Source organism: Micromonospora sp. BQ32 (assembly GCF_059358895.1).
This window is the reverse complement of record NZ_JCADBI010000001.1, coordinates 630069-642935: the sequence shown is the minus strand read 5'-3', so window position 1 is coordinate 642935 and position 12867 is coordinate 630069. Positions and strand designations below refer to the sequence as shown.

The window sequence follows — 12867 nt, the reverse complement described above, 5'->3', positions numbered from 1 at the left end:
TCAGTCTGCCGCGACCCGCGCCGCGAACAGCTGACGCACCCCCGGCTCGGCCCGCAGCAGCCCCAACGCCAACTCCGCGTGCCCCGGCACGTACCCGTTGCCCACCAGCATCGTCACGTCCGCCGCCAACCCCTCCGCGCCCAACGCGGCCGCGGCGAAGCTCGTCGCCATCGAGAAGAAAATCACCGTGCCGCCGTCCGCGGTGGCCAGCACCGCCCCGTGCTCACACCCCGGCACGTCCACGCAGACCACCGTCACGTCCGCCGGCGCCCCCAGCGCGGTGGTCACCGCCGTGGACAACCCCACCGGGTCGCGCGCGTCGGCCAACGCCACCACCGACGCCAGACCGGCGGCCGTCAGCGCGTCGCGCTCCGCCGCCACCGGCACCACCCCGACGGTACGGGCGGCGCCCGCGCGCCGCGCCGCCGCCAGCGACAGCGACCCGCTCTTACCGGCACCACCGATCACCGCGACCCGCACCGGCGTCGGATCACCGCAACGCCGACGCTCCTCGACATAGCGCGACACCACCCGGGCGGTCAGCGCCGGCGCCCCGCACACGTCCAGCACGGCGAGGGACAACTGCGGGTCCTCGTCGTGGGGCAGCACCGCGGCGATGGACCGCGCGAACAGGATCGCCCACCCGTCACAGGGCACCTGCTCGCTGCGCCCGTCCCAGCGGGCCAACCCGTCGGTGATCACCAGCGGCGTCAACGTCAACGACACCAGCGTGGCGACCCGCTCCCCCGTCTTGAGCCCCAGCGGGGACCGCCGACCGGCCTCCTCGACCGTGCCGATCAGCATTCCACCCGACCCGGTCACCGGGTTCTGCATCTTCCCCCGGGTCGCGATGATCTCCAGCACCTCGGCGCGGACCGCGTCACCGTTCCCGCCGTGCTTCTCCGACAACTGCCGGAAGCTCGCCGCGTCCAGGTTGAGCCGCTGCACCCGGATCCGCACCTCGTTCGGCGCGATCTCCGCCGACGTGTCCAGCCGCCAGGCCGCCTGCGGCAGCACCCCCGCCGGTTGCACGACGCGGTGCAGTCCCACCGGTGACGTCACGCCGACCTCCCCTGTCCAGCCGCCCGAAGCCCCGGTCAAGGCTCGCGTAACGGGAAAACTTACGGCAGACTAGTTTCTGTACCGAATATTTTCCAGTAGCCTTCGGGCTCCGATGATCAGCCGCAGCACCGAGGAGGGGCCGTGACCCAGACCCAACCGGTTGAGACCATCCCTCAACCCCGTCACGCCCCGGTCGCCGCACCGACCGCCGGGCAGCCCTACGAGTACCACCGCCGCCCCCTGGTCGAGCCGGACTGGACCCGCTTCCCCGGCTGGCGCCACGTCACCCGCGACCAGTGGGAATCCGCCCAGTGGCAGCGCGTCAACTGCGTCAAGAACATCAAGCAGCTCCGCGCCGTCTTCGGTGACCTGATCGACGAGACCTTCTACGCCGACCTCGAGGCCGACCAGTTGGCCCTGGCCACCATGTCCATGCTGGTCCCACCACAAATGATCAACACGATGGTGCCGTTCGCGACCCTCACCACCGAGGCGCTGCTCGCCGACCCCATCCGCCGCTACATGATCCCGGTCGCCTCCGACCGACGCACCGACTGGCCCTCACACCCCTACGCCAGCCGCGACAGCCTCCACGAACACGACATGTGGGTCGCCGAAGGGCTCACCCACCGCTACCCCACCAAGGTCCTCGCCGAACTGCTCTCCACCTGCCCGCAGTACTGCGGGCACTGCACCCGCATGGACCTCGTCGGCAACTCCACCCCCGCCGTCGACAAACTCAAGCTCACCCTCAAGCCCGTCGACCGCTACGACGCCCACATCGCCTACCTCAAGGCCCATCCCGGCGTCCGCGACGTGGTCGTCTCCGGCGGCGACGTGGCCAACGTCCCCTGGCGCAACCTCGAGTCGTACCTCATGCGCCTGCTGGAACTGGAGACGGTCCGCGACATCCGGCTCGCCACCAAGGCCCTCATGGGCCTGCCCCAGCACTGGCTGCAACCCGACGTCGTCGAGGGCCTGGAACGCGTCGCCCGCACCGCCGCCCGCCGCGGCGTCAACCTCGCCATCCACACCCACGTCAACCACGCCCAGTCGCTCACCCCACTGGTCGCCAAGGCCGCCCAGACCGCCCTCGATGTCGGCGTCCGCGACGTCCGCAACCAGGGCGTCCTCATGCGCGGCGTCAACGCCACCACCCCGGAACTGCTCGACCTCTGCTTCGCCCTCCAGGGCGAAGCCGGGATCCTGCCGTACTACTTCTACATGTGCGACATGATCCCCAACGCCGAACACTGGCGGGTCCCGGTCTGGCACGCCCAGCAGCTCCAGCACGACATCATGGGCTACCTCCCCGGCTACGCCACCCCTCGCATCGTCTGCGACGTCCCGTTCGTCGGTAAGCGCTGGGTGCACATGCTCACCGAGTACGACCGTGAGCGCGGCATCTCCTACTGGACGAAGAACTACCGCACCTCCATCGAGTCCGCCGACCTGGAGGCGCTCAACAAGCGCTACGCCTACTACGACCCGATCGACACGCTTCCCGCCGACGGCCAGCAGTGGTGGGCCGACCACCGCGACGACTGACCCCAGCGGGCTCGTGGCTGCGATGGGCGGGGGCGTGCAGGAAGGCTGAGCCTCAGCCGCCGGCCAGCACCTCGGACAGCGGCGCCGGCACCAGCCCCCGCTCCCGCAACCCGGCCAGGATGTGCGGCAACGCCTCGTCCGTCATCGCCGCGTTCGCCTCGGTCACATGCATGATCACCACCGAACCGGGGCGAACGTGGTCCAACACCGCCCGCACCAACGGCTTCCACGCCGTCGCGAACGGATCGCCGCTGACCACGTCACCGTCGACCACCGTCACCCCCAACGGCGCCAACTCGTCCAACGCCGCCGGGTCGTGGCACAACCCCGGAAACCGGAAGTACCGGGTCTGCCGACCCCCGTACGGCGCGATCACCTCGAACGTCTTCGCCACATCGCCGGCCAGCTGGTCGACCGGCAGCCGGGGCAGGTCGTAACAGTCGGCGGTGAACGCCGCGTGCCCGTAGGTGTGGTTGGCCAACTCGAAACGTGGATTGCCGGCGATCCGCCGGGTCACGTCCGGATACCGCCGCACCCACTTGCCGGTCAGGAAGAAGGTCGCCGGCACCTGTTCCCGTTCCAACAGGTCGAGGATGCGCAGGTTCGCGTACGACTTCACCCGGCCGGCCCGCAGGCTGGCCAGCATCCCGTCGGTCATGTCCGCGTCGAAGGTCAGCGCAACCTTGGCACCGGTGCGCGGCCCGTGATCCACCACCGGCGCCCGGGTCCCCACCGCCGTGGCCCCCGGAACCGTCGACGTCGGGACGGCCTGCGGTGTGCCGGGAAGCGTCGGCGTTGCAACCGCCGGCGAAGCGCTGGCCGACGGTGCGGCCGTGGTGGCGGACGAGCCGACGAAGACCGGCCGCTCCGGTGGTGGCACCCGGGAGGCCGTGCACGCGACACTGCCGCCAACGGCCGCCGCAACCAGTACGCCACACCACAACGGGCGAAGCCGGGGTCGCATCACGCCGCAGATCATCGCAGACGCGAAAACGTCTCACTGCCCCGCGCGCGCCGCCCGAACTCTGCGCGTTACGCCCGTCGGGCGGTGCCGCTCCGGTAAGCGACATACCTCAGGGGCATGAATATGACTCCCTGGTATATCGCTCATCGGCGACACTCCCCCAGGCGGGCACCGAGGCCGCTACCCGAGCAGCGACAGGGTAGCCGCAGCACGGCGGGTCCCCGGGCGACGGTGCGCCCGGGGACCCGTGGACCGCTCAGGTCACTTCGTGAAGGAGTCCTTCACGTTGCGGCCAGCGTCCTTGACGTTCTGACCGGCCTGCTTGGCGCGCGCGTCGCTCTGCTGGCTGGCGCCCTCGCCACGCATCCGCTCGTTGTCGGTCATATCGCCGACGCGCTCCCGCGCGGCGCCGGCCATCTGCCCAACCTTGTTCTTGGCCTTCTCGGTGAAGCTCATCGCGCCTCCTCGGTCTGGCGGCTGTCCTGGCCGCTTGCCCCGTCTCCGGGTGCCGAAACCGGCCGTGCCGGTCGGCACACCCGCTAAGGCATCCTAGGAAGATAGGTAGTGGGAGGGTGGCCTGTCGGCCCCGCCCCACGATGGTTAACTGACCGCATGGGAGAGCTCCTGCTGATCCGGCACGGCGAGACCACCTGGAGCGCCACTCGGCGGCACACCTCGTACACCGACCTGGAGCTGACCCCCGACGGCGAGCGACAGGCCCGCACCCTGGCCGCGTTCCTGGCCGGCCGGCGCTTCGTCACCGTGCTGGCCAGCCCCCGCTCCCGGGCGCTGCGCACCGCGCAGCTGGCCGGGCTCACCATCGACGGCATCGACGAGGACCTCAGCGAGTGGAACTACGGCGAGTACGAGGGCCGCACCACCGTCGACATCCACGGCGACGATCCGCACTGGAACATCTGGACCGACGGCTGCCCCGGCGGGGAGTCCCCCGCGCAGGTGGGCGAACGGCTCGACCGGGTGCTGGCCCGCGTCACCCCGCTGCTCGACCGGGGCACCGTCGCGCTGGTCGGGCACGCGCACAGCCTGCGGGTGCTCGGTGCCCGCTGGATCGGCCTGCCCCCGTCCGCCGGTGGACGGTTACGCCTGGACACCGCCACGGTCAGCGCGCTCGGTCACGAACACGGCCGGCAGGTCATCCTGCGGTGGAACCAGCCGGCTCCTCCGGCGCCCGGGACCGCGACCGACTCGGTGCCGCAGCGCTGATCTTCGGCGGCCGGTTCTCGTACGGGGTGGACAACACCACCGTCGTCCGGGTCGTGACGTTCGCCGAGGTACGGATCTCCTGGAGCACCCGCTCCAGGTCGGTGGGGCTGGCCACCCGCACCAGCAGCAGGTAGAAGTCCTCCCCCGCCACCGAATAGCAGGAGTCGATCTCCGGCAGGTGGGCCAGCCGCTCCGGGGCGTCGTCCGGCTGCGACGGATCGAACGGCCGGATCGCCACGAACGCGGTCAGCGGCAGCTCCAGCGCCTCGAACGACACCCGGGCGGCGTACCCCTTGATCACCCCGCGCTGCTCCAGCCGGCGGACCCGCTGGTGCACGGCGGACACCGACAGCCCCACCCGCTCGGCCAGGTCGGTGTACGACAGACGGCCGTCGGCGGTCAGCGCGGCGACGATAGCGCGGTCGATCTCCTCCACGGCGTGCAACCTACCGGGAAAACCGTCCCACGGCGACGAGGTACCCGGGTGACGGGCCGCGACGGGCCGCGGCGCACCCACCGCAGCCCCACCACCACGCACCGTCGTCAGCCCTTGGCCAGCGCCCGGGAGATCACCATCCGCTGGATCTGGTTGGTGCCCTCGACGATCTGCAACACCTTCGCCTCCCGCATGTACCGCTCCACCGGGTGGTCGGCCACGTAACCCGCGCCGCCAAGCACCTGCACCGCGTCGGTGGTCACCCGCATCGCCATGTCGGTGGCGAAGAGCTTCGCCTTGGCCGCCTCGATCGCGTACGGGCGGCCGGCATCGCGCAGCCGGGCCGCCGCGAGGGTCAGCGCGCGGGCGGCGGAGATCTGGGTGGCCGCGTCGGCGAGGAGGAACCCCAGCCCCTGGAAGTCGATGATGGAGCGCCCGAACTGCTGCCGCTCCCGGGCGTAGGAGACCGCGTAGTCCAGGGCGGCCTGGGCCAGCCCGACCGCGCACGCCGCGATGCCCAGCCGGCCGGAGTCCAGCGCGGACATGGCGATGGTGAAGCCCATCCCCTCGCCGCCGATCAACCGGTCGGCCGGCACCCGCGCCTCGTCGAAGGCGATCTGCGCCACCGGGGAGGCGCGCAGCCCCATCGTCCGCTCGGCCGCCTGCGGGGTGATGCCGGCCGTGCCCGCGTCGGCGAGCAGGCAGGAGATCCCCTTCGGACCGGGCCCGCCGGTGCGGCAGAAGACGTTGTAGAAGTCGGCCGTGCGGGCGTGAGTGATCCACGCCTTGGTGCCCGAGACCAGGTACGCGTCGCCGTCCCGATCCGCCCGGGTGGTCAGCGCCGCCGCGTCCGAGCCGCCCTGCGGCTCGGAGAGGCAGTACGCGCCCAGCAACTCGCCACCGAGCATGTCCGGCAGCAGCTTGCGCTGCTCGTCGCTGCCGAACGCCGCCACCGGGTAGCAGGACAGGGTGTGCACGCTGACCGCCTCGGCGACCGCGAGCCAACGGCTGGCCAGGATCTCCAGCACCTGCAGGTACACCTCGTACGGCTGCGCCGCGCCGCCGTACTCCTCGGGGTAGGGCAGGCCGAGCAGGCCGGCCCGGCCCAGGGTCCGCAGCACCTCGCGGGGGAACTCGGCGCGTTCCTCGAAGGCCGCGGCCTTCGGCGCGAGCTCGCCGTCGGCGAGCTCGGTGGCGAGACCCAGCAGGTCGTGGGCGTCGTCGGTGGGGAGGATCCGGTCGACAGTCATAGCGCGATGAGCTCCGTGGGGGTGGTGTTGAGCCGTTGCACGCCGTCCGTGGTGCAGACGACGATGTCCTCGATGCGGGCGCCGTGCCGGCCCGCCAGGTAGATGCCCGGTTCGATGGAGAACGCCATGCCGGCCTCCAGGGGCCGGTCGTTGCCGGCCACCAGGTACGGCTCCTCGTGCCCGTCGAGACCGATGCCGTGGCCGGTGCGGTGCAGGAACGCCGGACCGTAGCCGGCGGCGGCGATCGGCGCCCGGGCCGCGGCGTCGGCCGCCGCGGCGGTGATCCCGGGCCGCACTGCCTCGACGGCGGCGCGTTGGGCGTCGAGCAGCACCGCGTAGTAGTCCAGGAAGTCGGCCGGCGCCGACCCGCCCGCCAGATAGGTGCGGGTGCAGTCCGAGCGGTAGCCCGAGGCCATGGTGCCGCCGATGTCGACCACCACCGGCTCGCCGACGCCGATCGGCCGGTCGGAGGTGCCGTGGTGCGGGCTGGCGCCGTTGGGCCCGGCCGCCACGATGACGAAGTCGACGGTGACGTGCCCGGCGGCGCGGATCGCCGCGGCGATGTCGGTGGCGACCTCGGCCTCGGTGCGACCGGGGCGCAGCCACTCCCCCATCCGCAGGTGCACCTCGTCGATCGCCGCGCCGGCCTCGGCGAGCGCCGCGATCTCCGCCGGGGACTTGCGGATCCGCAGCTCGCGCAGCACCTCCCCGGCGAGCCGTTGCCCGGCGTCGGGCAGCGCCGCGCGCAGGCCGAGGACCTGCTCGGCCCACATCCGGTCGGCGAGCCCGACCGCCGTGACCGGGCCGTCGAGGGCGGCGACGACCAGGGGGTACGGGTCGGTGCCGTCGACGTGGTCGACGATGCGCACGCCGGTGGCCGGGGCTGGGGACGCCTCGGCGGCCGGGCGTTCGAGTCGGGGGACGATGAGGGTCGGCTCGCCCTCGGCGGGCAGGACCAGGCAGGTCAGCCGCTCCCCCGCGTGCGCGTCGTACCCGGTGAGGTACCGCAGGTCAGAGCCGGGGGTGAGCAGCAGGGCGTCCAGGCCGGCGGCGGATGTGGCGCGCTGCGCGGCGATCAGCCGGTCGGGCGGATACAGCTCGTCGGTTCCCACCCCGTCAGCTTAACGGTCGTTTGGGCAAACCCCATATTGACACCGGTCGGCCGGAAATCCATCGACGTTGATTGACGCGGACAGTTAACACTCTTTAAGATTTGGCTGCCTCGAGGCCCACCCGTCCCTGCGTCCCGCACCTCCCGCCCGCGACAACCCTGCGCGGGCGGGTGTCGTCCCCCGCCCACGGGAAGGCCCTCGATGTCCTCACCACTGCGCCGCGCCCTCGCCGCCGGCCTGCTCGCGCTGGCCACGGCCGGCGCCACCCTCACCGTCACCAGCGCCCCCGCGCAGGCCGTCGTGCTGCCGAACAACTTCAAGAGCGTCGGCTACATGCCCTCCTGGGCCGGCAACATCAACACCATCCAGTACAACAAGCTCACCCACATCAACTACGCCTTCATCCTGCCCAACAGCGACGGCAGCCTGCAGGGGGTGGACGGGGCCCGGCTCTCCTCGCTGGTCTCGCAGGGGCACGCCAACAACGTCAAGGTCTCCATCGCCGTCGGCGGCTGGAACGACGGCAACGACTCGGCCTTCGAGGCGCTCGCCGCCAACGCCGGCAGCCGCACCAACTTCGTCAACAACCTGGTCAACTTCGTCAACCAGTACAACCTCGACGGCGTCGACATGGACTGGGAGTACCCCGACCCGGGCACCTCGGCCAACAACTACACGGCGCTGATGACACAGCTCAGCAGCGCCCTGCGCAGCCGCGGCAAGCTGCTCACCGCCGCCGTGGTCTCCGAGGGCGGCAGCATGCAGGGCGTCCAGCCGGCCGTGTTCAACCAGGTCGACTGGCTCAACATCATGGCGTACGACGGCGGCAGCCCGCACGCCAACTACGACTGGTCGATCAACAGCATCAATCTGTGGAAGGCCCGCGGCCTGCCGGCCAGCAAGGCCGTGCTCGGCATCCCGTTCTACAGCCGCCCCGTCTACTACAACTACTCGTACCTGGTCGGACTCGACCCGGCGAACGCCAACCGGGACTGCGCCACCATCGGCGGCAGCCAGCAGTGCTGGAACGGCATCCCGACGGTCAAGCGCAAGACGCAGTGGGCGCTGGCCAACGCCGGCGGCGTGATGAACTGGGAGCTGTCGCAGGACACCAGCGGCTCGACCTCACTGCTCAGCGCCATGTACGACACCATCATGGGCGGCACCACCCCGCCGCCGACCGGACGTACCGGCCGGATCACCGGGATCGGCGGCAAGTGCGTCGACGTGGCCTCGGCGAGCACCGCCAACGGCGCCGCCATCCAGCTCTGGAGCTGCAACGGCACCAACGCGCAGACCTGGACCGTGGCCAGCGACAGCACGCTGCGCGCCCTCGGCAAGTGCGCCGACATCACCAGCGGCTCCACCGCCAACGGCGCCAAGGTCCAGCTCTGGGACTGCAACGGCAGCGGCGCGCAGGTCTGGCAGGCGCAGTCCAACGGCACGCTGCGCAACCCGCAGTCGAACAAGTGCCTCGACGCCAGCGACAACAGCTCCGCCGACGGCACCCGGTTGCAGATCTGGGACTGCTTCGCCGGCGCCAACCAGCGCTGGACGCTCCCGGCCTGACGGTGCGTCGCAAGGGTCCCCTGCTGACGCCCCGCGTCAGCCGGGGATCCTCGCGTGCTCGCGGACCAGGGTGAGCATCTCCTGCACCGAGCCGGCCGGGTCGGTGACCGGGAACTGCACGGCTCGCACCACGGCCTGCGGGTCGACCAGCAGGGTCAGCCGCTTGAACCGGGTCACCCCGCCGGCGCGGAACACCGGCAGCAGCAGCCCCGCCCCCAGCCGGCCGTCCTCATCGGACAGCAGCGGAAACGGCAGGTCGGCGTACGCGGCGAAGTCGGCGAGCTGGTCGGGCCGCTGGGTGCTGATGCCGTACACCCGGACACCGGCGGCCTGGAAGTCCGGATGACGCTTGGCGTAGGTGGTCGACTCCAGGGTGCAGCCGCGGGCACCTGGGATCTCCGACCAGGCCGGCGGATAGCCCTGCGTCCCCGGCGCGTACGCCCCCGGGAAGAGGTAGAGGACGCTCCATGTGCCGGCCGCGGCCACCGAGACCGGCTGACCGTCGGAACCCGGCAGCACGGCCTCGGGCAACCGCCGCCCGATCAGGTCGTGCGCCCGGCGCGCCTCGGCAGACCCGGCGTCGGCCGTCGCGGTCAGCTTACCGTCACCCATCAGATGCCTCGTCCCCCAGTCCTGTAGGGCGATCAGCACCGGCAGAAGCCCTTCGCCCTTCCCGGTGAGCAGGTAGTCGTAGCGCGGGGGGTGTCGTGAGTACGGCCGGCGCTCCAACACACCGCGCTCGACCAGCGCGCCGAGGCGCTCGGTCAGCGCCCGACGGCTGACGCCCAGCTCACGTTGCAGCGCGTCGAAGCGGGTCGTCCCGCCGGCGACGTCACGCACGATGAGGAACGTCCACCAGTCCCCCAGTACGCCGAGCGCCTGCGCGATGCCGCAGTCCGCATCGGCAAGATCCTCTCGCCGCACCCGCTACCTCCATTGGCTCCGTCCGACTATAGTCCGTTCCGAATTGGAACGCTTCGTGTCTGCGGTCGGCAGCGGTCCGCGCGTCGGTTTCCCTGATCGAACGCCACCGGGAGCCATAGCCTGGACGCGGGGAGCCGCCCGGACTCCCCCGACCGGGAGGACCGTCGTGGCAGGGAACGAGGTGAACCAAGCGGCGACCCGCCGTCGCCGCCAACTGTGGGCCGGGGTCCTCGCACTCGCCGGCCTGGTGCTGCTGATCATCGGCGTCACCGTCGCCGACGGGATCGCCGCCTGGGTCGAGGTGGTGGTCGCGATCCTGCTGCTGGTGGCCAGCTACGTCGTGCAGCACCTGGCCCGGCGGGAGACCGTCTACCAGCACGACGAGCAGGGCTGACATCCACCGACGGCCGGGCGTACGCCTGATCGTCGGAGGGTTGTGCCAGGCTGTCCGGCGTGGCACACCGATCCCCGATCCTGCTGATCGACGCTCCCAGCCTCTACTTCCGGGCCTACTTCGGCATTCCGGAGTCCGCCGCCCGCGCCGAGGACGGCACCCCGGTCAACGCGGTGCGCGGCTTCCTCGACATGCTCGCCACCCTGATCCGAGGGCGGGGCGCCGACCGGATGGTCTGCGCGCTGGACTACGACTGGCGCCCGGCGTGGCGGGTCGACCTGCTGCCGTCGTACAAGGCGCACCGGGTCGCCCCGCAGGGCGGCGAGGTCGTTCCGGACACCCTCTCCCCGCAGGTGCCGATGATCCTGGAGGTGCTGGCCGCGGTGGGCATCACCGCGGTCGGCGCGACCGGTTACGAGGCGGACGACGTGCTCGGCACCCTCTCGGTGACCCAGCCGGGCCCAATCGAGGTCGTCTCCGGAGACCGGGACCTGTTCCAGCTCGTCGACGACGCCCGACCGGTCCGGCTGCTCTACGTCGGGCGCGGTGTCGCCAAGCTCGACGACTGCGACGACGCGGCGGTGCGGGCCCGCTACGGCGTGCCGGCCGACCGGTACGCCGACTTCGCCGCGCTGCGCGGCGACCCGAGTGACGGGTTGCCCGGTGTGGCGGGCGTCGGCGAGAAGACCGCCGCCCGGCTGATCGAGCGCTACGGCAGCATCGCCGGCATCCTGGCCGCGCTCGACGACTCCGACTCGTCCTTCGCACCGGGCCTGCGCGCCAAGCTGGCCGCGGCGCGCGACTACCTGGGCGTCGCGCCGACGGTGGTCCGGGTCGCCCTGGACGTGCCCCTGCCGGAGCTGCCCACCGCGCTGCCGAGCGCCCCTGCCGACCCGGACCGGCTGCTCGAGCTCGCCCAACGATGGAACCTCGCCGGCTCGGCCCGCCGCCTGGTAGACGCCCTCGCCGCCCCCCGTGGGGACGACATCCCGTCGACATCCCGGCAACCGGGGTAACCACCCCGACCTCCGGGAGCCCGAGTCGATCAACCCCGTCGGGGGACGAGCGGGCGAACGCGCGATACCGCGCTCGTCCGCTGGTTACCGTCCGTGGAGGCGGATCGGACAGGTCTGTCGAGTCGAGCGGTTCCGCAGGAGTATCCCGTGCACCTCGCCGCGCCGGAGCCCGGATCGCCGCGAGCCAGCGGTCCGCCGGTGCGCGACCCGGAGGCCCCGCGCCGGGTCACCCTCCTCGAACTCTTCTTCGATCTGGTGTACGTGGTCGCGCTGGCGCTCATCTCACGGGGAATGGTCGACCAGCTCGACTGGCACCGCGCCGCCGAGGCACTGATCATGCTGGCCGCCGTCTGGTGGACCTGGACGATCACCACGCTGGTCACCGACCTGTACAACCCGGAACGCACCGAGATCAAGCTGCTGATCAGCGCCGTGATGTTCGGCGCGCTGCTGATGACCACGGCGATCCCGGAGGCGTTCAACGATCGAGGGCTGGTCTTCGCCGGCACCTACGTGGCGATCCACCTGGGGCGTGGACTGTTCCTGATGCCGGCGGTACGCCGCGAACCACAGACCCAGCGCCGGGCGGCCCGCATCTTCCTCTGGTTCGCGGTGTCGGCGATCCCGTGGCTCATCGGCGCATTCGTCAGCGGGGACGCCCGAATCGTGTGCTGGGCCATCGCGCTCGCCATCGACTACATCGGCTTCCGGCTCGCGTACCCGGTGCCGGGGCTCGGGGTGGTGCCCGAGAAGCAGCGCAACGTCACGGCGGAGCACCTCTCCGAGCGCTACCAGCAGTTCTTCATCATCGCGCTCGGCGACGCCATCCTGACGATCGGCACCATGTTCAGCATGGAGCACAACGAGGCGGAGAACATCGGGGCGTTCGCGGTGGCGTTCCTGACCACGCTGCTGCTCTGGCGGATCTACGTGCACAAGTCCGGCGAGCTGCTGCCGACCGCCATCCAGGCGGCCCAGTCGCCCAGCAAGTTCCTGTTCAGCGCGCCGTACACCCATCTGGTGATGATCGCCGGCGTGGTCACCACGGCGGCCGGCTTCCACCTGGTGCTGCACGAGCCGACCGGGCGGACGCCGCCGGCCTGGCTGGCGGTGATCCTCGGCGGCCCGGCGCTGTTCCTGGCCGGCCGGGCCGCGTTCGAGTACGAGGTGTTCAGCCGGGTGTCCTGGTCCCGACCCGGCGGGGTGCTGGCGCTGTTGACCATCGCCCCCGCCCTGCTGTACCTGCCACCGGTGTTCGCCTCCCTCGGCGGGCTGCTGGTGCTGGCCGGCGTGGCCTACGCAGACTTCCGGCGTAGCCACGGCAAGCCGCCGGAGGCGCCGTCACCGCCGCACTGAACCAACCAGCCC

General features: G+C 71.5%; 13 protein-coding genes. 6 read left to right on the top strand and 7 right to left on the bottom strand.

Annotated features, from left to right (window positions below):
* On the bottom strand, positions 1 to 1062 hold the full coding sequence (kdd, locus tag AC5L30_RS02775) for an L-erythro-3,5-diaminohexanoate dehydrogenase (protein ID WP_494865083.1): 1062 nt from the start codon (positions 1060 to 1062) through the stop codon (positions 1 to 3).
* Positions 1063 to 1203: 141 nt separating this feature from the next.
* On the opposite strand from kdd, the gene AC5L30_RS02770 reads away from it, so the two are divergent.
* Complete coding sequence (locus tag AC5L30_RS02770; protein WP_494865081.1) at positions 1204 to 2610, top strand: KamA family radical SAM protein; 1407 nt, start codon at positions 1204 to 1206, stop codon at positions 2608 to 2610.
* A gap of 52 nt (positions 2611 to 2662) precedes the next feature.
* Here AC5L30_RS02770 and AC5L30_RS02765 read toward each other — a convergent pair whose 3' ends face one another.
* Positions 2663 to 3490: a polysaccharide deacetylase family protein gene (locus tag AC5L30_RS02765; RefSeq protein WP_494865079.1), complete on the bottom strand. Its 828-nt coding sequence runs from the start codon at positions 3488 to 3490 to the stop codon at positions 2663 to 2665.
* Positions 3491 to 3835: 345 nt separating this feature from the next.
* On the bottom strand, positions 3836 to 4030 hold the full coding sequence (locus AC5L30_RS02760) for a CsbD family protein (RefSeq protein WP_494865077.1): 195 nt from the start codon (positions 4028 to 4030) through the stop codon (positions 3836 to 3838).
* A gap of 156 nt (positions 4031 to 4186) precedes the next feature.
* Here AC5L30_RS02760 and AC5L30_RS02755 point away from each other — a divergent pair, with 156 nt between their 5' ends.
* A complete protein-coding gene (locus AC5L30_RS02755; protein WP_494865076.1) occupies positions 4187 to 4798 on the top strand; it encodes a histidine phosphatase family protein in 612 nt (203 codons plus the stop codon).
* Here AC5L30_RS02755 and AC5L30_RS02750 read toward each other — a convergent pair.
* The 3 genes from AC5L30_RS02750 to AC5L30_RS02740 form a co-directional block, all read right to left on the bottom strand.
* Positions 4728 to 5234, bottom strand: a complete 507-nt coding sequence (locus AC5L30_RS02750; protein ID WP_452299767.1) for an Lrp/AsnC family transcriptional regulator — start codon at positions 5232 to 5234, stop codon at positions 4728 to 4730. The genes AC5L30_RS02755 and AC5L30_RS02750 overlap by 71 nt on opposite strands.
* Positions 5235 to 5341: 107 nt before the next feature.
* Complete coding sequence (locus AC5L30_RS02745; protein ID WP_494865075.1) at positions 5342 to 6484, bottom strand: acyl-CoA dehydrogenase family protein; 1143 nt, start codon at positions 6482 to 6484, stop codon at positions 5342 to 5344.
* Entirely contained in the window at positions 6481 to 7596 is a 1116-nt protein-coding gene (locus AC5L30_RS02740) for a M24 family metallopeptidase (RefSeq protein WP_494865074.1), read from the bottom strand. Before AC5L30_RS02740 ends, AC5L30_RS02745 begins: the two co-directional genes overlap by 4 nt.
* A gap of 201 nt (positions 7597 to 7797) precedes the next feature.
* Between AC5L30_RS02740 and AC5L30_RS02735 the strand changes: the two genes are divergently transcribed.
* Positions 7798 to 9165 carry a glycosyl hydrolase family 18 protein gene (locus tag AC5L30_RS02735; RefSeq protein WP_494865073.1) on the top strand — a complete coding sequence of 456 codons (1368 nt, stop codon included), beginning with the start codon at positions 7798 to 7800 and terminating at the stop codon, positions 9163 to 9165.
* Between the two features lie 36 nt (positions 9166 to 9201).
* On the opposite strand, the gene AC5L30_RS02730 is transcribed toward AC5L30_RS02735, so the two are convergent.
* The gene (locus AC5L30_RS02730; protein WP_494865071.1) at positions 9202 to 10089 is read right to left on the bottom strand and encodes a winged helix-turn-helix transcriptional regulator; all 888 of its coding nucleotides are present in this window, start codon (positions 10087 to 10089) and stop codon (positions 9202 to 9204) included.
* A gap of 166 nt (positions 10090 to 10255) precedes the next feature.
* On the opposite strand from AC5L30_RS02730, the gene AC5L30_RS02725 reads away from it, so the two are divergent.
* The 3 genes from AC5L30_RS02725 to AC5L30_RS02715 all read left to right on the top strand — a co-directional run bounded on the left by AC5L30_RS02725 (position 10256) and on the right by AC5L30_RS02715 (position 12855).
* The gene (locus AC5L30_RS02725; protein ID WP_494865070.1) at positions 10256 to 10483 is read left to right on the top strand and encodes a hypothetical protein; all 228 of its coding nucleotides are present in this window, start codon (positions 10256 to 10258) and stop codon (positions 10481 to 10483) included.
* A 59-nt stretch (positions 10484 to 10542) separates the two neighbouring features.
* Entirely contained in the window at positions 10543 to 11499 is a 957-nt protein-coding gene (locus AC5L30_RS02720; protein ID WP_494865068.1) for a 5'-3' exonuclease, read from the top strand.
* A gap of 147 nt (positions 11500 to 11646) precedes the next feature.
* Entirely contained in the window at positions 11647 to 12855 is a 1209-nt protein-coding gene (locus AC5L30_RS02715) for a low temperature requirement protein A (protein ID WP_494865067.1), read from the top strand.
* The last annotated feature ends 12 nt before the right edge of the window (positions 12856 to 12867 follow it).